This window comes from Streptomyces sp. NBC_00483, assembly GCF_036013745.1.
Taxonomy (GTDB): domain Bacteria; phylum Actinomycetota; class Actinomycetes; order Streptomycetales; family Streptomycetaceae; genus Streptomyces.
The window spans coordinates 6804732-6827067 of sequence record NZ_CP107880.1; the positions used below are offsets into that span (position 1 = coordinate 6804732).

Sequence of the window (22336 nt, forward strand, 5' to 3'; positions counted from 1 at the left end):
GCAAGTAAGCACTTAAAAGGAGACGGACCAGTGGCCGACAACGCGCGCGCCAAGAGGCTGGCGGACCTCATTCGAGAGGTGGTGGCCCAGAAGCTGCAGCGTGGGATCAAGGACCCGCGGGTCGGCTCCCACATCACCATCACCGACACCCGTGTGACGGGCGACCTCCGGGAAGCCACCGTCTTCTACACGGTGTACGGGAGCGACGAGGAGCGGGCCGAGGCGGCCGCCGGTCTGGAGAGCGCCAAGGGCGTCCTGCGCTCGGCGGTCGGTCAGGCGGCCGGTGTGAAGTTCACGCCGACCCTGGCCTTCGTCGCGGACGCCCTGCCGGAGAACGCCCGCACCATCGAGGACCTCCTCGACCGGGCCCGGCAGTCCGACGAGCAGGTGCGCGAGGCCTCCGCCGGCGCCGATTTCGCCGGCGGCGCGGACCCGTACAGGAAGCCCGAGGACGATGCCGACGACGCCTCCGAGAAGGACGGCGAAGCCTGAGCATGTCCGACCGCACCCCTCCGCCCGACGGGCTTGTCATCGTCGACAAGCCGTCGGGCTTCACTTCGCACGACGTCGTGGCCAAGATGCGCGGGATCGCCAGGACCCGCAAGGTCGGCCACGCGGGCACCCTCGACCCGATGGCGACGGGTGTGCTCGTGCTCGGCGTCGAGCGCGCCACCAAGCTCCTCGGCCATCTCGCGCTGACCGAGAAGGAGTACCTGGGCACGATCAGGCTCGGGCAGAACACGCTCACGGACGACGCGGAGGGCGAGCTCATCTCGTCCACCGACGCGTCCGGGGTGCGGCGCGAGGCCATCGACGCGGGCATCGCCAAGCTGAGCGGCGACATCATGCAGGTGCCGTCGAAGGTCAGCGCCATCAAGATCAACGGTGTCCGCAGCTACAAGCGGGCCCGCGAGGGCGAGGAGTTCGAGATCCCGGCGCGCCCGGTCAAGATCTCGTCCTTCGCCGTGTACGACGTCCGGGACGCGGTCGCAGAGGACGGCACGCCGGTCCTCGACCTGGTCGTGTCCGTGGTCTGCTCGTCCGGTACGTACATCAGGGCGATCGCCCGTGACCTGGGCGCCGGGCTCGGTGTCGGCGGGCATCTGACGGCGCTGCGGCGCACGCGCGTCGGCCCGTACAAGCTCGACTCGGCGCGCACCCTGGACCAGCTCCAGGAGTCGCTGACCGTGATGCCGGTGGCCGAGGCGGCCGCCGCCGCGTTCCCGCGCTGGGACGTCGACGAGCGCCGCGGGAAGCTGCTGCTCAACGGTGTGCGCCTGGAGGTGCCCGAGGAGTACGCGGGGGCGGGTCCCGTCGCCGTGTTCGGGCCCGATGGTCAGTTCCTCGCTCTGGTCGAGGAGTCCAAGGGGAAGGCGAAGAGCCTGGCCGTGTTCGGCTGAGCTTGCGCCATGAATTTCGGTGGAGCGGCGGGTTCCGGTCTCTGGGTGGCCGCCGCTCCACGTCCCCCTCTCAAGGGTGTATCCAGTGCGCCCGTTCACTTCACCCCTTCGGGCGGGCGCTCGGAGTGAACAGGGGGAGCGCAAGGGGGCGCGTTCGCCTCTGACGCTGTCCAGCTGATCACCGCGCGCCTACCGTCGAGACACGGGGCGTGGCGGAGAACGGCGGGAGGGTCGCGTCATGGTGGACCCGCCGCTGGTACGGATCACCGATCTGGCCGGGCGGCCGCGCGGTGCGGGCTTCGTGGCGGACGACCGGGGGACGGTCGTCACGGGCCACGAGGTGGTGAGCGGGCTCGGGCGGCTGCTGGTGCACGGGCCGGGCGGTGCGACCTGTGTGGTGGAGCCCGGGTCGATCGTCGAACTGCCCGAAGCGAACCTGGCGTTGCTGCGCACGCAGGGGCTCGGCGCGGTGCCGCTGCCGGTCGCGGCCTCCGGACCGCCGGTAGCCGGGGCGTACGTCCGGATTCCCGCCGGTGGATGGCGCGAGGCGCGTGTGCTGGGGCGCTCGCCGGTCGCGTACGTGGCCGGGGGCCGCAGTCACCTGTTGGACGGGGTCCTGGAGCTGGCCGTCGGTACGGACGGGGCGGATGCGTTGCGCGTCGGCGGTGGGGCCGCGGGTGGCCCTGTGCTCGACGCGCGTACCGGGGCGGTGGTCGCCGTGCTCGGTACGGAGCTGCGGGCCGGGCACCGGGCGGCCGGGTTCGCGATGCCGCTGCGGGCGGTGGCCGCGGGCGCGGGCGGGCGGGGGCAGCTGGCCGAGCTGCTGGCGCGCAATGCCGCGACGGTGCCCGCGTACGGGGACGATCTGAATCTCGGTGGGGTGCTTCAGCTTGCCGGGATCTCGGTGGGCAGCGACGGGCCGGGGACGGACGGGCCCGAGCCGGTCGAACGGCCTGATGTGACACGGGAGTTGGACGCATTTACGTCGGGTGCGGACGGTGAGGCGCGGGTGCTGGCCCTGGTCGGGGAGCCGGGGAGCGGGCGGACCACGGAACTCGCCGCGTTCGCCGGGCGCCGGGCCGAGGGGGACGGCGCCGCGCCCACGGTGTGGCTGCGGGGCGCGGACCTGAGCGAGGACGACGCGTCGGTCGCGCAGGCGGTGGGGCGGACGCTCGCGCGGGCGGGCCGGATCGTGGCGGCATCGCGGGAGGAGGCGGTCGCCGGGGACGTGGGGGACGTCTCCGCCGAGCGGATCGCCGAGGTCGCCCGGGAGACCGGACGGCCGCTCGTGCTGTTGCTCGACGGGCCGGAGGAGATGCCGCCCGTGCTCGCGCACCGCCTGAGCGCCTGGTCGCGGGGGACCGAGCGGTGGCTCGCGGCGTGCGGGGTGCGGTTGGTGGTGGCGTGCCGTGCCGAGTACTGGGAGCAGGCGGGCGCGCTGTTCGGCGGGGACGTGCAGTACGGGCCGGCGGCCGTGGGGCCGTCCGGGCTGCCTCCGTGCGTACGGATCGGGGACCTTGTGGGAGAGGCGGCGCGGCGGGCGCGGGAGCGGCTCGGCGTGCCCGAGGGGGCGCTCGCGGAGCGGGAGGCCGGGCATCCGCTGTCGTTGCGCCTGCTGAGCGAGGTGCGGGCGGCGCTGCCCGGGGGTGTGGCCGGTTGCCCCGACCGGGACGAGATCTTCGGGGCGTATCTGGACCTGATGTGCCTCCGCGTGGCGGTCCGGCTCGCCGCGCCTTCGGGGGTACGGGGGAGTGGGGTGCGCAGGCTGGCGGCGCGGGTGGCCGGGCACGTGCATGAGGCTGCGCGGCGGAGTCTTGGGCCGGGGCAGGGGGAGTTGGACCGGGAGTCGTTCGAGGAGTTGTTTCCGTGGGGAGCGCGGGACGGGGTGTCCGGGTGGGCGTCGGCGGTGCTGACGGAGGGGGTGCTGGTGCCGGCCGGGGGTGGGTTCCGGTTCGCGCACGAGGAGGTCGCGGACTGGATCCAGGGGATGCATCTGGATGTGGACGGGGCGTTGGAGGCGCTGGTGTTCCGGCGGCGGGGGGACGGGTTTCCTGTGCCGCGGCATCGGGCGGGGCCGGTGGTGCGGGCGTTGCTCTTGATCGAGCGGCAACAGGGGTGCGCGGAACTGGACGTTCGGTTGCGGGAGTTGTTGCCGTGGGTGGGGGCGGTTGGCGTCGGGGTGGGTGTGGCTGCGACGGGGTCGGGCCCTGAGGTGGGTGCGGCCTGCGACGGGGAGTGGGTGGCTGCGACGGGGTCGGCGTCCGGTGCGGGTGGCGTCCGCGCCGGGGAGTGGGTGGCTGCGACGGGGTCGGCGCCCGACGCGGGTGTGGCCCGCGGCGGGGAGGATCTGGCTGCGACGGGGTCGGGCCCTGACGTGGGTGCGGCCCGCACCGGGGGCCGCCTTGCCCACCCTGCCGCCCCAGGCGGCAGATTGCCCAAGTCGGGCGGCGTCGACCGTTCCGGGTGGGGAGCTGGGGCAAATCAAGCCCCTGCGGCGATTGAGCAGCGGGGTTCGGGGCGGAGCCCCGAGGCGTGGGAAGCAGGTGGTCCCGGGGGCCAGGGTTGCGGCGGGGTGTCCGCGGAGGCGGAGTGGTGGGGGAGGGAGTTGGTGCGGGAGGTGTTGGTGCGGGTGGCGGATGCGGGGGTGTATTCGGGGGTGCTGGAAGGGCTCGCGGAGCGGGGGCAGTTCGGCGGGGCGTTCTGGATGCGGGTTGTCGTGGCCGACGACATCCGGTTCGAGCTGCTGCGGCGGGCCGTCGTGCATGACGGGGGTGAGGTCGGAGGGCGGTGTCTCGACGTCGTGGCGGAGGCGCTGGCTGCCGAGCCCCGGCGTGTGCAGCGGAGGTTGACGTGGTGGTTCGACGACGAGCGGGCGCTGCCCGCCCTGCCCGACGCCACCGTCGCCGACGCCGCCCAGGCCCTGCTCCACACTCACCGCCACCGCGACCCCGACGGCCTGGTCGAGGCCCTCGTCGAGTGCGCTCACCCGCGCGCCGACGAGCTGCTGGCCATCCTGGTCGAGGAGGAGCCGGCCGCCCTGTGCCGAGCGGTCGAGCGGTGGGCCCACGACGAGCGGCCCGATCGGCGCGTCGCCGCCGCCGCGTACGGAGTGCGGGTCGCGCCGCGGGTGGGCGATGTCGCGGACCGGGAGCTGCTGCGCAACGCCGCGCTCGCGCTGCTCGAGGGGCCCGACCGTGCCCTGCACGGTGCTGCGCTCCACCTCCTCGTACGGGACCCGGAATCCCGGCCGGCGTACCTGGCGCGCGCGCTCGAGCGCTTCGCGGCGGGCGACGCGCAGCCGCCAGCCGACGCGCTCGCCCTGGCCGTGGCGACCCACCCGGAACCCGTGTTCGCGGCGTTCCAGGCGCGGCTGCGGGAGCCGGGCCCCGGCCTCGGCGACATCCTGCGGACCCTCGCCGAGCTGACCGAACCCGCGCACGCCCGCCGCGCCGCCGCGCTCGTGAGGGAGCTCGCCGAGGACTGGCCGGATGCCGCGGCCGGCCACGTGGCGACGTTTGTCGACCGGTGCCTCGAGCACGGGGACGGTACGCGGGCCGTGATGTACCCGCTGGTCGTGGGTCTTGTGTCGGAGCGGCCCCCGGTCGTGCGCGGCGCCCTGGCGCGGGTGCTCGCCGCGCCCGGCACGACCGCGTCGCGCGCACTGCGGGCCGAGCTGCTCGACGTACTGCTGGAAGAGGAGCGGGACCCCGTCGTGCTCGACGCGCTGCTGTGCGCCGCCGCGCGGGACTCGGCGCGGCGCGGGCCGGCCAGGACGCGGGACCTGGTGCACCGTACGGGCATGCTCCTGGTGCGTACGCCGGAAGGAGCGGCCCGCTTCGACCGGCTGCTCGTGGAGCTCGCGCGGTCCGTGCCCGGCTTCGCGGGCCTGGTGGCGCGATGGCTCACGGAGGCGCCCCGGGAGTGGGCGGCGCTCGTCGGCCCGAGCTCCCGCCGCATGATCGAGAACCTGGCCGGGGTGCGGGTGCCCGCCTAGGCCCGGGACCTGCCGCGGGCCCGCCCGATGCGAAGCGCGGGCGGGCGGCATGGCACTCTTAGACCTGCGTATCCGGTAGAGAGACGCAAGGTTCCAAACGGTCGGACACAGGTTTGCGAGGGGCAATCACCGTGCAGCGCTGGCGTGGCTTGGAGGACATCCCCCAGGACTGGGGGCGCAGCGTCGTCACCATCGGCTCCTACGACGGGGTGCATCGCGGGCACCAGTTGATCATCGGGCGGGCCGTGGAGCGGGCGCGTGAGCTCGGTATCCCGGCCGTCGTGGTCACCTTCGACCCGCACCCCAGCGAGGTCGTGCGCCCGGGCTCGCACCCGCCGCTGCTCGCCCCGCACCACCGGCGCGCCGAACTGATGGCCGAGCTCGGCGTGGACGCGGTGCTGATCCTGCCGTTCACCACCGAGTTCTCGAAGCTGTCGCCCGCCGACTTCGTGGCGAAGGTGCTCGTCGACAAGCTGCACGCGCGCGTGGTCGTCGAGGGCCCCAACTTCCGCTTCGGCCACAAGGCCGCCGGCAATGTCGACTTCCTGGCCGAGCAGGGACAGACGTACGACTTCGAGGTCGAGGTCGTGGACCTGTACGTCAGCGGGTCGGCCGGGGGCGGCCAGCCGTTCTCGTCCACGCTGACCCGGCGGCTCGTCGCCGAGGGCGATGTGACGGGCGCCGCCGAGATCCTCGGCCGTCCGCATCGCGTCGAGGGCGTCGTCGTGCGCGGCGCGCAGCGCGGGCGTGAGCTCGGCTTCCCGACCGCCAACGTGGAGACCCTCCCGCACACCGCGATCCCGGCCGACGGGGTCTACGCGGGGTGGCTGTACGTGAACGACGAGGCGATGCCCGCGGCGATCTCCGTAGGCACGAACCCGCAGTTCGACGGGACGGAGCGGACGGTCGAGGCGTACGCCATCGACCGCGTCGGCCTCGACCTGTACGGGCTGCACGTGGCCGTGGAGTTCGTGGCGTTCGTGCGCGGCATGGCCAAGTTCGAGTCGCTCGACGAACTCGTCGCCGCGATCGCGGACGACGTGAAGCAGGCGCGCGAGCTCGTCGAGGCGTCCAGGGCCTGAAGCACTCCGGAGTGGCGCAGGTCACTTCCGGGTGTGTCACATCGGGGCGGGGCGCTCCGTCGTAAGTGGTGTCACCACTTATGACGGAGTGCGAAGGAGCCCCTCATGGAACCGCGACTCGACCTCTTCACCAACCCGGTCCTCGGCAAGATGCTCAAGCACGTCATCGCGGCGGGCAGGTCCGCCGAGGGCTCGGGCATCCCGGCGCCGACACTGAACCTGGTCATGATCAGGGCCAGCCAGATCAACGGCTGTTCGGGCTGTCTGGACATGCACGTCAAGGACGCCGCAGAGGCCGGTGAGACGGCGGTCCGGCTCGCTCTGGTCGCCGCCTGGCGCGAGGCCAAGGTCTTCACCGAGGCCGAGAAGGCCGCCCTGGAGCTGGCCGAGGCGGGCACCCGCATCGCGGACAGTGCCGGGGTCTCCGACGAGGTGTGGGAGAAGGCCGCCAAGCACTACGACGAGGCGCAGCTCGGCGCGCTGGTCGGCTGCATCGCCATGATCAATACGTTCAACCGGCTCAACGTGATGACCCAGCAGCCGGCGGGCGACTACGTGCCCGGCATGTACGGCTGAGGCTGACTCGTCATGCGACACGCGTAAGGCCCGGCTCCATCTCCACGGAGCCGGGCCTTCACGTTCCCAGGCAGTGCTACTCGGCCGCCGCCTTCGCCGCCGCCCAGTGGCACGCCACCTGCGACGTCGCCGCGCCGGACAGCACCGGCAGATCTACCGTCCGGCAGGAGTCCGCGACCCCCGCCTCCTCCGCCCGGCCGTCCGCCAGGACCTGGCAGCGCGCGTGGAAGCGGCAGCCGCCCGGGATGCGGGACGGGTCCGGGGGCTCGCCCGTGAGGACCACCGGTTCGCCCGGCGCCTCCGGAAGGACCGACAACAGGGCCTGGGTGTACGGGTGTTGGGGTGAGGTCAGGACGTCCTCCACCTTGCCCGTCTCCACGATGCGGCCCAGGTACATCACCGCCACCCGGTCCGCGATGTTCCACGCCAGGCCGAGGTCGTGCGTGACCACGAGCGCGGACAGGCCCAACTCGTCCCGCAGGCGCAGCAACAGGGCGAGGATCTCACCCCGTACGGACGCGTCCAGGGACGCCACCGGCTCGTCAGCGACGATCAGTTCGGGGTCGAGGACGAGCGCGCCCGCGATGACCACGCGCTGGCGCTGGCCGCCCGACAGCTCGTGCGGATAGCGCAGGAAGAAGCGCTCCGGAGGGCGAAGTCCCGCGCGGGACAGGGCGTTCGCGACCGCCTCGCGCTCGTCGCCCGCGTAGCCGTGGATGCGCAGCCCCTCGGCGACCGCGTCGTACACCGTGTGCCGGGGGTTCAGGGAGCCGCTCGGGTCCTGGAGGACCAACTGGACGCGCTTGCGGTACGACTTGAGCGCCTTCGAGGCGTAGTCCAGCGGCTTGCCCGCGAACGTGACCTTGCCCGACGTCGGCTTCTCCAGGCCGAGCAGGGTGCGCGCCAGGCTCGTCTTTCCGCAGCCGGACTCGCCGACGAGCGCCACGATCTCGCCCGGCGCGATGTCCAGGTCGACGCCGTCCACGGCCCGCGCATCGGCGGCGCCGCGCCGGCCGGGGAACGTGACGTGCAGCTGGTCGGCGCTGAGCAGCGTCCGCGCGTTCTTCGACACCTCGGGCGTCTGCAGCGTTTCTGTCATGCCGTGGTGCTCCTTGCTTCGACTTCCGTCGCGGCGACCTCGTCGGATCCCACGTGGACGCACGCCGCCCGCCGCTCGGGGCCCGCGATCCGCAGCACCTGGTCCTCGCTCGCACACACGTCGAGCGCCACCGGGCAGCGCGGGTGGAAGGTGCAGCCGGACGGCAGCGCCGACGGGTCCGGCGGGTCGCCGGGCAGCCCGCGCGGCGCGAACCGGGAGGCCGGGTCGCCGATGGTGGGGAACGCCGCCGACAGCGCCTTCGCGTAGGGGTGCACCGCGTCCTCGTAGACCTGGAGCGCCGGGCCCTCCTCGACGACGCGGCCCGCGTACATCACGGAGAGCCGGTCGCAGGTGTCGGAGAGGACCGCCAGGTCGTGGCTGATCATGATGAGGCCGAGGTTCTCCTCGGTCACCAACTGCTCGATCAGGCGCAGGATCTGGGCCTGGATCATCACGTCGAGGGCCGTCGTCGGCTCGTCGGCGATGATCAGCTCGGGCTCGCAGGCGAGCGCCATCGCGATCATCACGCGCTGGCGCTGGCCGCCGGACAACTCGTGCGGATAGGCGTTCGCGCGGGCCGCCGGAAGGCCTACGTGTTCGAGGAGTTCGCCGACCTTCTTCTTCGCGCCCTCCTGCGTCGCCTTCTTGTGCAGGAGGATCGGCTCGGCGATCTGGTCGCCGATGCGGTGCACCGCGTTGAGCGAGTGCATCGCGCCCTGGAACACGATCGAGGCGCCCGCCCAGCGGACGGCCCTGACCTGGCCCCACTTCATGGTGAGGATGTCCTCGCCGTTCAGCAGGATCTCGCCGGTGACCTTGGCGTCCTTGGGGAGCAGCCGAAGCAGCGCGAGCGCCAGTGTGGACTTTCCGCAGCCGGACTCGCCCGCGATGCCGAGCTTCTGGCCCGCCTCTACGGACAGGTTCACGCCGCGGACGGCCTGCGCCCCGCCGGCGTACGTGACGGTGAGGTCCCGTACCTCGAGAAGGGTCATGAGCGCACCCCCAGCTTCGGGTTGAGGACGGATTCGACCGCGCGGCCGCACAGGGTGAAGGAGAGCGCGACGATCGCGATGGCGATGCCGGGCGGGGCCAGGTACCACCAGTCGCCGGCGCTGACCGCGCCCGCCTCGCGCGCGTCCTGGAGCATGCCGCCCCAGGAGGTGACCGTCGGGTCGGACAGGCCGAGGAACGCGAGGGTCGCCTCGGTCAGGATCGCGGACGAGATGACCATCGTGGTCTGGGCGAGCACCAGCGGCATGACGTTCGGCAGCACGTGCCGGGTCATGACGTGGCTGTGGCTGCCGCCCAGCGCGCGGGCCCGCTCGATGTACGGACGCGCCTCGACCGAGAGGGTCTGGGCGCGCACCAGGCGCGCGGTCGTCGGCCAGGTCGTCACGCCGATCGCGATGATCACGGTCCACATCGAGCGGTCCATGACGGTCGCCAGCGCGATGGCCAGGACCAGCGTCGGCATCACCAGGAACCAGTCCGTGATCCGCATCAGAACGGTCGAGAACCAGCCGCGGAAGTGGCCCGCGACGATGCCGATGACGGTGCCGATCGCCACGCACAGAAACGCCGCGAGCAGGCCCACGGTGAGCGATACCCGCGCCCCGTACACAAGGAGGGCGAGCACGCTGCGGCCGAACTGGTCGGTGCCGAGCGGGAATTCGCCGCTCGGTCCCTCCATCGGGCCGCCGGGTGCGTCGGTCACGCTCTGAGAGTCCGCGCCGACCAGGGCCGGCGCGAAGATCGCGATGAGCGCGATCAGGATGAGCAGGCCGAGGCCCCACATGCCGCTGCGGTGCGCCCGGTAGGACCGCCAGAAGCGGGCCAGGGACTGGCGCTTGCGGGCGCGCGCGAGGGAGCGTGCGCTGGGCGCCTTCGGTGTCCTCGGTTCTTTCGAAGGCGCGGTTTCGGTCGTCGTCATCGGCCCACCCTCGGGTCGAGCAGCGGATAGAGGATGTCGGCGAGGGTGTTCGCGAGGATCACCGCGGTGGCGAAGACGAAGAACAGGCCCTGGACGAGCGGGAGATCGGGCACGGAGAGCGCCTGGTAGAACAGGCCGCCGAGGCCCGGCCAGGAGAAGACCGTCTCGACGAGGATCTGCCCGGCGACCACCTGCCCGAGGTTCACGAACATCAGCGTGAACGTCGGCAGCATCGCGTTCGGCACCGCGTGCTTGCGGCGCACGTCGTCGTCCCGAAGTCCCTTGGCGCGCGCGGTCGTCAGATAGTCGCTGCCCATCTCGTCGAGCAGCGAGGAGCGCATGACGAGGAGCGTCTGCGCATAGCCGACCGCGACCAGGGTGATCACCGGGAGGACCAGATGGTGCGCGACATCGAGGATGTACGCGAACCCGGTCTCGCCGCCCGATTCGAGGCCGCCCGTCGGGAACATGCCGGGAATCGGCCCGATGCCGACGGCGAACACGATGATGAGGAGCAGCCCCAGCCAGAACGACGGGACCGAGTAGAGGGTCAGCGCGAAGGCCGTGTTGAAGCGGTCGCTCCGCGATCCGTTGCGCCACGCCGTGCGCGTGCCGAGCCAGATGCCGAGCGCCGAGTACAGGACGTACGCCGTGCCCGTGAGCAGCAGCGTCGCCGGGAGCGCGTCGACGATCTTGTCCATCACCGGGGTGTGGAACTGGAACGAGATCCCGAAGTCACCGGAGAGCGCGTCCCCGATGTACGACGTGAACTGCTTCCACATCGGCTGGTCGAGGCCGTACTGGTGGCGCAGGTTCTCGAGCTGCTCCGTGGAGACCTTCCGGCCGCCGGTCATCTGCTTGACCGGATCGGACGGGATCAGCCGGAACAGGAAGAAGCTCGTGACGAGGACGGCGAAGAGCGAGACGATCGCGCCGCCGATCTTCGCGAGCGCGTACTGGACGTACGCCTTGGTGTTGCGGGCCCGGGGGCCGCGGGCGGCCAACGGCGGCCCGGCCGAAGCCGGGTCGCCGTCCGTACCGTCCGCGGGCTGCACGAGCGCCGGAGTGCTGTCAGCTGTCATGGTTCACATGTCTTCTTACTCGCGTAGCTGTGCGTCGCCTACTCGCGTTCGTCCGCCGTCGTGCGCCGCCGCCGCGCGAAGAGGACCCCGCCGCCGATGACGACGAGTGCCGCGACCACGATGCCGATCACGATGCCGGTGGAGCTGGACGAACCGCTGTCCTCGCTGTCGGACGCCGACGCGGGTTCGGCCGACCACCAGCTCCAATACCCGTCCTGGCCGTAGATGTTGCCGGCCGCGGTGGGCATCGTCTCGATCGACTTGATCTGGTCGGTGCGGTAGGCCTCGACCGCGTTCGGGTACGCCATGACGTTCATGTAGCCGGAGTCGTAGAGCCAGGACTCCATCTTCTTCACGGTGTCCGCGCGCTTGGCCGGGTCGTACTCCGCGAGTTGCTGGTTGTAGAGCTTGTCGTAGGTCTTGTCGCAGATGCCGTTGTCGGTCTGCGCGACCTCCTTCGGCTTGCTCGGCAGGGCGGCGCAGGTGTGGATGCCGAGGACGAAGTCCGGGTCCGGGTTCACCGACCAGCCGTCGAAGGCGAGGTCGTACTCACCCGCGTACCAGGGCACGGAGACATCGTCGACGCAGTTCAGCTTCAGACCGATGCCGATCTTGCCCCACCACTCCTTGAGGTACTTGCCGACCGCCTTGTCGTTGGGGTCGGTGGCGTGGCACAGCATGCGCAGGTTGATCGGCTTGCCGTCCTTGCCGACGCGCTTGCCGTCCTTCATCTTGTAGCCCGCGTCGTCGAGCATCTTGCCCGCGGCCTGCGCGTCGTAGCCCAGCTTCTGGTCGGCCGAGGGCTGCCAGTAGTAGTCCTGGAAGCGCGGCGGGATGTAGCCCTGGCCCTGCACGGCGTGGCCCTGGAAGACCTTGTCGACGATCGCCTTGGTGTCGACGGCCTTGAACAGCGCCTGGCGCACCTTCTCGTCGAGCAGCGCCGGGTTGCCGTCACCGAACTTCTTGCCGCTCTTGGTCTTCCAGCCGGGGTTCACCGCGATCGCGTAGAAGCGGCGGCCGGGCCCCTCGTTGACCTTGATGTTGTCCTCGCCCTTGAGGGACGCCGCCTGGGCGGGCGTCAGGGCGGGGGAGCCGGCGACGAAGGAGACCTCGCCCTTGCGCAGGGCGGCGACCGCGGCGTCCTGGTCCTTGTACGCCTTGAAGACGATGTTCTCGAACTGCGGCGTCTTCGTCTTGCGCCAGAAGTCCGGGTTGCGCTTGAGCTTTACGTACTGGTCGGTCTTGTAGCCGGTGACGACGTACGGACCGTTGCCGACGATCGGGAACTTGTCGTCGTTGTTGAACTTCGAGTAGTCCTTGACGTCCTTCCAGACGTGCTCGGGCACGATCGGAATGTCGAGGGCCGTCATCGTGGCCTGCGGCTTCTTCAGCTCGACGACGAGCTTGGTGTCGCTGGGCGCCGTGACCTTCTTGAAGTTGCCGACGAATGAACCGTTGGCGGTCGCCGCGGCGTCGTCCGTCATCATCTTGTTGAAGGTGAAGGCGGCGTCGTGGGCGGTGGCCTTCTGACCGTCGGACCACTTCGAGTTGGAGCGGATGGTGTACGTCCACGTCAGCTTGTCGGCCGAGGGCTTCCAGTCGGTGGCGAACCCCGGGATGACGTGGTTGTCCTTGGGGTCGTAGTTGGTCAGGTACTCGTACATCAGGCGGTGGATGCTCGTACTGACCAGGCGGGTCGCCAGGAACGGGCTCAGCGAGTCGACGCTCTGCGCGACGGCCACGGTGAGGGTCTTGGTCTTGCCGCTGTCGGCCTTGGCCGCGGCGTTGCCGCTCGCCTTCGCCTCGGCCTGCTGCGGCGCCGGGTTGAGAGGCGTGGCGAGGCCGGCCGTCAGGGTGAACGCCGCGGCGCCTGCCGCGAGGAGTATCCGCACTCCGCGCCGCGGTGGGCGGGCTGTTCTGTGGTCCATGTCTTGCTGAGCTGGTGTGTCCATCGGCGGTGACCTCGCGCATCGCTCGCACAGCTGGGCTGGATCTGAGAATTCAGGTCGACTGAAGTGTTGGTTTATCAGCGGCAGTTGAGGGACGTCAACGGTGGGTGAACCCCATGTGGCCTGCGGAAATAACGAGTTGACCTGCATTTCACGCACATTGGTCGAGACCTCTGATGCTTTGCAGGCCAGGGGATGGCACCCGTATGGGTGCAGGATGCGCAAAAGGCCCGCACCGGCGTTCGAGAGGTGCGGGCACTTGGCGTGAGCGTGCGGTGGGCGGGGGTGCGGGGTGTGCGTGTGGTTCTGAGGGCGTGGGGGCTAGTACTGCGACGGTGGTGCTGCCAGGTGGGTGTGGTGGCCGAAGCCGCCGAAGCCCTCGGCGACCATCGCCGACAGCTCGAAGTACGACTCCCGCGTCTTCGGGCGCATCATGTCGAGGTCGACCTCGGCGCCGGCCGCCAGGTGCTCGTCGAAGGGGATGACGAGCACGCCGCGGCAGCGGGTCTGGAAGTGGCTGACGATGTCGTCCACCTTGATCATCTTGCCGGTGTCGCGGACGCCGGAGATGACCGTGAGGGAGCGCCGGACGAGTTCGGTGTAGCCGTGCGCGGACAGCCAGTCGAGGGTGGTGCTTGCGCTGCTCGCGCCGTCGACGGACGGGGTCGAGATGATGATCAACTGGTCGGCGAGGTCGAGGACTCCGCGCATCGCGGAGTACAGCAGGCCGGTGCCGGAGTCGGTCAGGACGACCGGGTAGTGCCGGCCGACCACGTCGATCGCGCGGCGGTAGTCGGCGTCGTCGAACGTCGAGGAGACCTCCGGCTCCACGTCGTTGGCGATGATCTCCAGGCCGGAGGGGGTCCGCGAGGTGTACTGCCGGATGTCCGCGTACGAGTGCAGGTGCGGGATGTTCTGCACCAGGTCGCGGATGGTGGCGCCGGTCTCGCGGCGCACGCGTCGGCCGAGGGTGCCGGCGTCCGGGTTGGCGTCGATCGCGAGGATCTTGTCCTGGCGTTCCGAGGCGAGGGTCGAGCCGAGGGCCGTCGTGGTGGTCGTCTTGCCGACGCCGCCCTTGAGGCTGATCACGGCGATCCGGTAGCAGGACGAGACCGGAGTGCGGATGAGGTCCAGCTTCCGCTGCCGCTCCGTCTCCTCCTTCTTCCCCCCGAACTTGAACCGCCCGCCACCGGCGGTGGGCGCCTTGCTCCGCTGCTTCTGCCGCTTGCTGTTGACGAGCCGATCGGCGGACAGCTCGACGGCGGCGGTGTAGCCGAGGGGGGCGTTGGTGTCGGGGGCGGGTGTGTGTGGGGGGTTGGGGTAGGGGGGTTGGGCGTTGGATGCGTGTGCGTGTGCGGGCGTGGGTGCGGAATGGGGGAGTGGTTGGGCGGGGGCGGCTGCTTGGCCGGGGGCCTGGTTGGGCGCGTGGTCGGCTGCCTGGCCGGGCGGGGGGCCGAAGCCGGGGTGTGGCTGGACTGGTTGGGGGGTGGGGTAGGTGGGGTGGGGGTGTGCTTGGGCCTGGGCTTGGGGTTGCGGTTGGGCGGCGGGCAGCGGCTGGGCGGGGGCGTGTGGTTGACCGGGGTGGGGGGTGCCGTAGGCGGGCGGCGGGGTGGAGGGGGTGGGGGTGCGTGGGCCGGGCTGGTCGTGGGGCGGTGCTGCCGGTTGGGCGGGAGAGGGCGGGAAGCCGTAACCGGGCGGTGGTGTGGAGGGTGCGGGTGAGGGTGTGGCGGGGTGGCTCTGGGCGGGGTGCGCCGGGGGCTGTGGTTGGTTCGGCGGGGGGAAGGCGTAACCGGCGGGTGGGGTGGGGGTGTTGGGCGGTTGGCCCTGGATTGGCGGTGCCGGTTGAGCCGGGGGCTGAGGGAAGCCGTAGCCGGGCTGGGGTGCGGGGGTGTTGGGGGCCGGTGTGTTGGGCGGTTGGCCCTGAACTGGCGGTGCAGGCTGGGCTGGGGCCTGGGGGAAGCCGTAGCCGGGCTGTGGCGTGAAGGGGGTGGGTACGGGGGTCGCGGGGTGCGCCGGGGGCTGTGGTTGGTCCGGCTGAGGGAAGCCGTAGCCGGGCTGTGGTGCGGGCTCGGTGGGTGGCTGGCCTTGGGGTGGTGTCGGCGGGGCCGGAGGCTGGGGGAAGCCGTAGCCGGGCTGTGGTGCGGGCTCGGTGGGTGGCTGGCCTTGGGGTGGTGTCGGCGGGGCCGGAGGCTGGGGGAAGCCGTAGCCGGGCTGTGGTGCGGGCTCGGTGGGTGGCTGGCCTTGGGGTGGTGTCGGCTGGGCCGGGGGCTGGGGGAAGCCGTAGGTAGCCGGTGGAGCGGGGGTGTCGGGTGACTGCTGGCCGGAGGCCGGTGGTGCCGGTTGGGCCGGAGGTTGCGGGGATCCGTAACCGTGCTGTGGCGCAGGGACGTTGGGGGTGGGCAGGTCCGGCGGGGTGGGCTGCGGGAAGCCGTAGCCGGGTTGCGCGTTGGCCGGCTGGCTGTGGTGCGGTGGCTGCGGAGGGCCGTATCCACCCTGCGGTGGCATGGGTTGGCCGTCAGCCGGTGGTGCCGGTTGGGCGGGTTGCTGCGGGAAGCCGTATGCGCCGTGGGGCTGTGCGGGCGTGTTCGGGGCTGCCAGAGGCGGTTGGCCGGGCGCGAGGTCGGTCCACTGCGGGGCCGCGGGCGGCGCGGCCGGCTGGAACGACGGCGGCAACGGCGGCACCCCGCCTGCCGGAGGGGGCGGGGGAGCCCAGCCTGTCGGGGTGTTGGGTGTGGGTGCGTCGCTGAGAGCCGGAGCGTCCGCAGCGGCCGGTGCGTCGCCGGGAGTTGGGGGCGCAGGGGGCGCCGGAGCAGCTTGTGACGCCGCCGGGGTGTTGCCGAGAACCGGAGTCGGCGGTGCCGTGGGAGCGGCCGCAGCCGGGGAATCGGGGGCGGGCGCTGTTGGCTCCGCCGGGGGCACGGTGGGAGCCGGAGCAGCCGGAGTTTCGGGGACGTAGCCGAGGGCCGGTCCTGCCGGTGCAGTTGGTGGTGCCGTGGGAGCGGCCGCAGCCGGGAAATCGGGGGTGGGCGCCGTCGGCTCCGCCGCGGCCGGAGTTTCGGGGACGTAGCCGAGGGCCGGTCCTGCCGGTCCAGTTGGTGGTGCCGCGGGAGCGGCGGCAGCCGGGAAATCGGGGGTGGGCGCCGTCGGCTCCGCCGCGGCCGGAGTTTCGGGGACGTAGCGGGGGGCCGGTGCAGCGGGTGGTGCCGTGGGAGCAGCCACCGCCAGGGAAGCGGGAGCGGGCGCCGTCGGCTCCGCCGCGGTCACGGTGGGAGTTGGAGCAGCCGGGGCAGCTGGAGTGTCGAGGGTGTAGTCGGGGGCCGGGCTTGCCGGGGCGTCTTGTGGTGCCAGGGAAGTGGCAGCCGCAGCCGGGGAGTTGGTGGTGGACCCGGGCGGGTGCACCGCCGAATCCCCGGCGGACGCCGTTGGCCGCGCCGTGGTTTCGTCGGTGGACGGCGCGCCGGCATCCTCGGCGTCCGGTGCCGCGAGGGGGAAGTCGGTGTCCGTCGGGACGGCGTCGGCCGTCTTCGCGCGGGCGCTCTCCGTGTCGATGTCGACGTGCACCCGGTGGGCGTCGACCCACGCGCGGGCCCTCTCCGCGGGACTCTGGACCGGCGTGGGCGCAGGGGCGGGCGGCTCCCCGAGCGCCGCGAGCTCCTCGAAGTTCCGCCTCAGCGAGGGCGCGGAGAAACGCAGGGTGGTCCCGCTCTCCAGATCCCCATTGTCCAGGTCACCGCTGTCCAGGCCTCCGCTCCCCGGACCCCGGTCCCCCAGATCGCGACCCCCACCGCCAGACGCACCCGCCGTAGCGGTCGGCTCAGCCGAAGTGATCGGAGCTGCCGGACCTGCGGGCGCAACCGGAGCTGCCGGAGCTGCCGGTGCCGCCGGACCTGCGGGCGCAACCGAAGCCGCCGGTGCCGCCGGACCTGCGGGTGCAACCGAAGCCGCCGGTGCCGCCGGACCTGCCGGAGCAACCGATGCCGCCGGGCCCGCGGGCGGAAGCGGACCCGCAGGCGCAACCGAAGCCGCCGGAGCAACCGATGCCGCCCACCCCTCCGCACCACCCGGCGCCATCGGCGCCCCCGCTCCCGGCCCCGCCGGCTCCCAGCCCACCCCACCGCTCCGCGAACTCGCCTGCTCGTACCAGGGCGGAGGCGCGTAGTCGATCGTGAACTCGCCCGTCGGCTCGGCACCGAACCCCGTCGGCTCGACACCGAACCCCGTCGGCTCGGCACCGAACCCCGTCTGCTCGATACCGAACCCCGTCCGCTCGACATTGGGCCCCGCGCCGGACAGGTCACCGGCGGGTGACCCGCCGCCCCCGCGGACATCGTCCCGATCGCTGCTCACAATGCCTCCTGGTGTGGTCGAGCACCGGCGTGCCTCCCCCGCCCCCCCTAGGGCCTGTCGTTTGGATCAGGCCGGGCTCGCGGGGCCTGGCACGCACGCTCGCGGCGTTGTCGTCGGTCGCCGACGCTCCGCGTCGACTCCCTCCTCCGCCTTGCGATCGCACGCACCAGACCCCGCTCCCTGATCCGGCCTCATCCAAACGACAGGCCCTTGCCGTACGCACGGCCCGCGCGCGGGAACACAGGACACGTCCTGTCCCAGCCTAATCACCAAAACCGCCCGCACGGCAGGCCCGCCCACACCCCGTCGACTAGACTCGCCGCGCCGTGACCGGGGAGGTCGTGGCGCGGACGGCGGCGGGGGAGGGCGTGGCGTGCGGAATCGGAGCCGGATCAGGGGCAGTGCCCCGCCGGTGCGCGCAGCGCACACCAACTGACCCGCCCCGCACCCGACCACGGCGAGAACTCACCTCATGCCTACCGCGCTGACCCACGTCGACCCCGTACACCTCGGCCCGTTCCGCCTCGTCGGACGCCTCGGCAGCGGCGGCATGGGGACGGTGTACGTCGCGCGGACCGCCGGCGGGCGAACCGTCGCCGTGAAGACGATGCACGCCGGACTCGCCGCCGACCAGGCCGTGCGGACCCGGTTCCGCCTGGAGATCGACGCCGCGCGGGTCATCGGCGGGCAGTTCGGGGCGAAGGTCGTGGACGCGGACCCGCTGGCCGAGACACCGTGGCTTGCCACCGAGTACGTACTCGGACCGCCGCTAGACGAGGCCGTCGAGTCCGGCGGGCCGATGCCCGAGGCGACCGTACGCGCGCTGGGAGCCGCCCTGTGCGGGGCACTTGGGCAGCTGCACCGCAGCGACGTCGTGCACCGCGACCTCAAGCCGTCCAACATCCTCGTCACGGCGTACGGCCCCAAGGTCATCGACTTCGGCATCGCCCGCGCCATCGGCGACGACCGCCTCACCCGCACCGGATCCGCCGTCGGTACACCCGCGTTCATGTCGCCGGAGCAGGCCACGGGCCAGGAACACGGCCCGGCCGGAGACGTGTTCGCGCTCGCCGGAGTGCTGGTGTTCGCGGCCCGCGGCAGCGGCCCGTTCGGTAACGGGCAGGCCGCCGACCTGCTGTACCGCGTGCGGTACGGCGAGCCGGACCTGACCGGGGTGCCCGCCGCCCTCGTCCCCGTACTGGCACGCTGCCTCGACAAGGACCCGGCGCGACGCCCCACCACGTACTATCTGTCGGCCCAACTGCACACCGGGACAGGCGAGTTCGCCGACCACCTGTCCGAGGCGCTGCTCGGTGACATCGGGCGCCGCGCCACCGACGTATGGCAGACCGTCCCGCAGCGGCTGCCCGCTCCCATCACCCATACGCTCCCGGGGACCACCGCGGTCGCCCCCGTCGCGAGCGCCCCCGTGTCGCGGCGCCGCTTTCTCGCCGTCGGGGGAGTGCTCGGCGTCGGCGCGGTCGCGGCCGGAGGCGCCTGGTGGTGGACCGGCCGCTCCTCGGAGGAGAAGAAGGCGGCGGACCCCAAGGCCCTCGACACCCGCAACCGGCGCAATCTCGACCCCCTTTGGAAGGACGAGGGTTACTTCGAGAGCAGCGTCGTCGACGGCGGAAAGTCGATGATCCCTGCCATCGTCGACGGGGTGGCCGTCGCCATGCGCGGGTACGCCCGCGGCTTCGCCGTGTCCGACGGCGCGAAGAAGTGGGACGACCACATCGGCAGCGGATGGCAGTGGACCGCCGCGGACGGCAAGCTCTACCACCTGTCCTACAACGTGTACCAGGACGACCGCGCCGGAGCGCCCGTCACCGTCGAGTCGATCGCCCCGCGCACCGGCAAGAAGGTCAAGACGCTCGCCCGTCTCGCCGACACCAACGACCACCTGGAGGGGAACCAATTCCTCTGCGTCGCAGGCGACATCGCCTACGTGGCGGTGGGCAAGGGCAAGGGCGGCACACTCGGCTACGCGGCCACGCAGAAGTGGACGCTGCGCGCCGTGAACTGCGCGACCGGCAAGACGTTGTGGTCGCGGCCGCTGCCCAAGCGGGCCGAGCTCGACCAGTCCATGCACATCCTCGCCGCGAAGGTGGCCGGCGGGCACCTGGTGACGTACCAGCAGATGAAGGAGGACGAGGTCCACATCGTCGTACGGGACCTGAAGACAGGCGCCATCCTGTGGAACGTCCCGTACCGCGTCGACGACGTCGCCACCCTGTGGGCCGCGATCGCGGCCGACGACACGCACCTCTACATCGGCGGCACCCGGCTCCGCGCGGTGCGCCTCAAGGACGGCAAGGCGCAGTGGCAGACGCCGGAGGGCCGCCCGTTCGGGCCGCCGACGCTGCACGGCGGTGTCGTGTACGCCGTGGGTGAGGGCGTCGGACTTGCTGCGTACAGGGCGAGCGGCGGCGGGCGGTTGTGGGTGGAGAAGGACGGCAGCGCCGACGAGCAGTCCAGGGCGTGGCGGCCGCTCATCGGCAAGCAGTGCGCGTACTACCGCAACGGCGCGCAGCTGCGCGGCGTCGACCTCAAGAGCCACGAGGTCGCGTGGACGTACAAGACGGACGGCGACCGCTTCTACGCGAACCCGGAGCGCACGCGCATCCTCTCCCTGAGCAACAACGCCAAGCTCGCCGCGTACCCCATGAAGTGACACACCCCTGACACACCCCCCACGCACACGCACAGGTTCCACGACCGCCTCCCCGGCAGAAGGCCCCACATGAAACCCCTCGGCATCGGCGACCCCCTCCGCCTCGGTCCCTACCGCGTCCTCGGCGTGCTCGGCGAGGGCGGCATGGGGAAGGTGTACGTCGGTCAGGACGGCGCCGGGACGCTCGCCGCGGTCAAGGTGCTCAAGCCCGAACTCGCCCACGACACGAACCTCGCCCAGCGGTTCGTCCGCGAGGCGCAGGCCGCACAAGCCGTACGCAGCAAGGGAGTTGCGAACGTCCTCGGCGCGTGGACCGAGGGCGGCCGCCCGTGGATGGCCACCGAGTTCCTGGCGGGACTCACCCTCGACCAGGCCGTCGAGGCACACGGGCCGCTGGCCGAGCCCGCGCTGCGCGCCCTCGCCGCCTCCCTCGCGTACACCCTCGCCGACATCCACGCGGCGGGCTTCATCCACCGCGACCTCAAGCCGCCGAACATCGTGCTGACGTCGACGGGCCCGCGCATCATCGACTTCGGCATCGCCCGCCCCGAGCACGGACTGACCCTCACCACGACGGGCGAAGTGCCGGTCACCCCCGGGTACGGGGCCCCCGAGCAGGTGCTCGGCCGCCGTGTCACCCCGGCCGCCGACATCTTCTCGCTGGGCGCGGTGCTCGTGTACGCGGCCAGCGGACGGCGCGCGTTCGACGGCGGGCACGTAGCGGCCGTGCAGTACGAAGTGGTCCACGGCGAGCCCCAACTCCAGGGAATGAACCCGGAGTTGCTGGCACTCATCGCACCCTGCCTCGCCAAGGACCCGACCCACCGTCCCACCCCCGCCCAGATCGCCGGGGCGATGCGGCCGCCCAAGGGCGCCGAGAAGGCCTGGCGGCGCGGCTCCATCGCGGACGCGATCACCGAGCGGGAGACCGGGGCCCGGCAGCTGGCGACCACCATCGTGGGCGGAGCGCAGCAGCCGCAGAAGCCCGCCATGTCGCGAAGACGCCTGCTGGCGACGCTCGGCGTCGGAGGCGCTGTCGCCGCGGTGGGCGGCGGCACGGCCGCGTGGTGGTACGGCTCGCGCCCCGACAGCGCCCTGTTCGACGTCCCGGCCGCGGTCAGGACCCCCGTACAGGCGCTGAAATCCAAGCCTGCCGACGACTACTCCGAGAACGGCGGGTCCATGAAGCTGTGGTCCGTCACCACGGCGGACGCCACCTCGCCCGAACTGCTGCCCGTACGCGACGTGTTGGTCTTCGCGCTCGGCTCCGGCGGCATCGGGGCGTACGGCGTCAAGAACGGCAAGCAGCGCTGGTCCGCCGACGGCCTGCGGGCGAGATCCGGCTACGTGTCGCTGGCCGACCGGCTCGTCGTCGGCGCGGACGAACAGGGAACGCTGCACACCTTCGTGCCCTCCACCGGAGCCGCGAAGTGGACGTGCGAGCAGGCCGAGGCGGAGACGCTGCTCGCCGCCGGCGCCGACGCGGTCTACATGATCACGAAGGACGACCGGCTGCGCTGCGTCAACAGCGAGGACGCCGAGGTGCGGTGGACGGTCACCGTGCCCGCGAAGTTCCGCAAGAAGCTGCACGGCCCGGCCGCCGTCGGCGGGGGCGTCCTCGTCGTCCCGTCCACCGACGGCACGGTGCTCGCGGTGCGCACCAGCGACGGCCGTACGGCATGGCAGCAGTCCGAGGAATCCGAGTCGGTCGTCCGCCCCGCCATCGCCGACGGCATGGTCTACCTCAACAACAAGACCCTGGAGGCCTACCGGCTCCGCGACGGAAACCGGGAGTGGAGCACGTTCCAGCTCGGCGGCACCAACTCCGTGTACAGCAAGTGGGGACCGCCCGAGGTGCGCGGGAACAAGGTGTACGCCAACGCCGTCGACGTCACCCGGTGCCACAACCGGGCCAACGGCGAACAGGAGTGGTTCGCGGTCGGCCCGTCCACGACCAGCCGCGTGCTCACGCAGGGCACGAGCATCTGGTCCGTCGACGACGGCGACGGAATCGGCGAACTCCAGTTGAAGGGCATCCCGCAGAAGGACGGCAAGAACGTCTGGACGACGAGGTACCCGCGACCCCACTACACGCAGCTCGCCGCCGGTGGGAACCGGGTCTTCCTGCTGATGGACAGCACGGTGCAGGCGCTGTCGGTGTTCTGAGCGGCGGTAGGGTCGGCGGTAGGGCAGTGGCCCTGTT

The 22336-nt window shown here is 72.0% G+C and carries 12 protein-coding genes and 1 pseudogene; 7 read left to right on the forward strand and 6 right to left on the reverse strand.

Features of this window, described 5'->3' with window-relative positions; genetic code table 11:
* The first annotated feature begins 30 nt into the window (after positions 1-30).
* From rbfA to OHA73_RS30680, 5 genes are all read left to right on the forward strand, one after another.
* Entirely contained in the window at positions 31-492 is a 462-nt protein-coding gene (rbfA, locus tag OHA73_RS30660; RefSeq protein ID WP_266714804.1) for a 30S ribosome-binding factor RbfA, read from the forward strand.
* Positions 493-494: 2 nt separating this feature from the next.
* The gene (truB, locus tag OHA73_RS30665) at positions 495-1400 is read left to right on the forward strand and encodes a tRNA pseudouridine(55) synthase TruB (protein ID WP_267069030.1); all 906 of its coding nucleotides are present in this window, start codon (positions 495-497) and stop codon (positions 1398-1400) included.
* A gap of 238 nt (positions 1401-1638) precedes the next feature.
* Positions 1639-5394 carry a trypsin-like peptidase domain-containing protein gene (locus tag OHA73_RS30670; RefSeq protein WP_327656636.1) on the forward strand — a complete coding sequence of 1252 codons (3756 nt, stop codon included), beginning with the start codon at positions 1639-1641 and terminating at the stop codon, positions 5392-5394.
* A 131-nt stretch (positions 5395-5525) separates the two neighbouring features.
* Positions 5526-6476, forward strand: coding sequence for a bifunctional riboflavin kinase/FAD synthetase (locus OHA73_RS30675; protein ID WP_266714810.1), 951 nt, complete (start codon positions 5526-5528; stop codon positions 6474-6476).
* Between the two features lie 105 nt (positions 6477-6581).
* Positions 6582-7052: a carboxymuconolactone decarboxylase family protein gene (locus tag OHA73_RS30680; RefSeq protein ID WP_266714812.1), complete on the forward strand. Its 471-nt coding sequence runs from the start codon at positions 6582-6584 to the stop codon at positions 7050-7052.
* A 76-nt stretch (positions 7053-7128) separates the two neighbouring features.
* Here OHA73_RS30680 and OHA73_RS30685 read toward each other — a convergent pair whose 3' ends face one another.
* The 6 genes and pseudogenes from OHA73_RS30685 to OHA73_RS45800 form a co-directional block, all read right to left on the reverse strand.
* A complete protein-coding gene (locus tag OHA73_RS30685) occupies positions 7129-8151 on the reverse strand; it encodes an ABC transporter ATP-binding protein (protein ID WP_266714814.1) in 1023 nt (340 codons plus the stop codon).
* Positions 8148-9143 (reverse strand): ABC transporter ATP-binding protein, encoded by a 996-nt coding sequence (locus OHA73_RS30690; protein WP_327656637.1) that lies wholly within the window; start codon positions 9141-9143, stop codon positions 8148-8150. Before OHA73_RS30690 ends, OHA73_RS30685 begins: the two co-directional genes overlap by 4 nt.
* Positions 9140-10081, reverse strand: coding sequence for an ABC transporter permease (locus OHA73_RS30695; protein WP_327656638.1), 942 nt, complete (start codon positions 10079-10081; stop codon positions 9140-9142). The genes OHA73_RS30690 and OHA73_RS30695 overlap by 4 nt, the downstream gene beginning before the upstream one ends.
* Positions 10078-11163 (reverse strand): ABC transporter permease, encoded by a 1086-nt coding sequence (locus tag OHA73_RS30700; protein ID WP_267069024.1) that lies wholly within the window; start codon positions 11161-11163, stop codon positions 10078-10080. Before OHA73_RS30700 ends, OHA73_RS30695 begins: the two co-directional genes overlap by 4 nt.
* A gap of 38 nt (positions 11164-11201) precedes the next feature.
* Entirely contained in the window at positions 11202-13091 is a 1890-nt protein-coding gene (locus OHA73_RS30705; protein ID WP_266714818.1) for an ABC transporter substrate-binding protein, read from the reverse strand.
* Between the two features lie 172 nt (positions 13092-13263).
* Positions 13264-14891, reverse strand: a pseudogene (locus OHA73_RS45800) (MinD/ParA family ATP-binding protein); the annotation flags it as partial.
* Between the two features lie 3040 nt (positions 14892-17931).
* Here OHA73_RS45800 and OHA73_RS30715 point away from each other — a divergent pair.
* Together OHA73_RS30715 and OHA73_RS30720 are read left to right on the forward strand one after the other, a co-directional pair.
* Positions 17932-20133: a protein kinase domain-containing protein gene (locus tag OHA73_RS30715; RefSeq protein ID WP_267069021.1), complete on the forward strand. Its 2202-nt coding sequence runs from the start codon at positions 17932-17934 to the stop codon at positions 20131-20133.
* Positions 20134-20202: 69 nt separating this feature from the next.
* On the forward strand, positions 20203-22299 hold the full coding sequence (locus tag OHA73_RS30720; protein ID WP_267069020.1) for a serine/threonine-protein kinase: 2097 nt from the start codon (positions 20203-20205) through the stop codon (positions 22297-22299).
* The last annotated feature ends 37 nt before the right edge of the window (positions 22300-22336 follow it).

Coding starts and splice junctions, on each gene's coding strand:
- truB (WP_267069030.1), top strand. CDS start 495: ATGTCCGACCGCACCCCTCCGCCCGACGGGCTTGTCATCGTCGACAAG.
- OHA73_RS30670 (WP_327656636.1), top strand. CDS start 1,639: ATGGTGGACCCGCCGCTGGTACGGATCACCGATCTGGCCGGGCGGCCG.
- OHA73_RS30680 (WP_266714812.1), top strand. CDS start 6,582: ATGGAACCGCGACTCGACCTCTTCACCAACCCGGTCCTCGGCAAGATG.
- OHA73_RS30685 (WP_266714814.1), bottom strand. CDS start 8,151: ATGACAGAAACGCTGCAGACGCCCGAGGTGTCGAAGAACGCGCGGACG.
- OHA73_RS30690 (WP_327656637.1), bottom strand. CDS start 9,143: ATGACCCTTCTCGAGGTACGGGACCTCACCGTCACGTACGCCGGCGGG.
- OHA73_RS30695 (WP_327656638.1), bottom strand. CDS start 10,081: ATGACGACGACCGAAACCGCGCCTTCGAAAGAACCGAGGACACCGAAG.
- OHA73_RS30700 (WP_267069024.1), bottom strand. CDS start 11,163: ATGACAGCTGACAGCACTCCGGCGCTCGTGCAGCCCGCGGACGGTACG.
- OHA73_RS30705 (WP_266714818.1), bottom strand. CDS start 13,091: ATGGACCACAGAACAGCCCGCCCACCGCGGCGCGGAGTGCGGATACTC.
- OHA73_RS30715 (WP_267069021.1), top strand. CDS start 17,932: ATGCCTACCGCGCTGACCCACGTCGACCCCGTACACCTCGGCCCGTTC.
- OHA73_RS30720 (WP_267069020.1), top strand. CDS start 20,203: ATGAAACCCCTCGGCATCGGCGACCCCCTCCGCCTCGGTCCCTACCGC.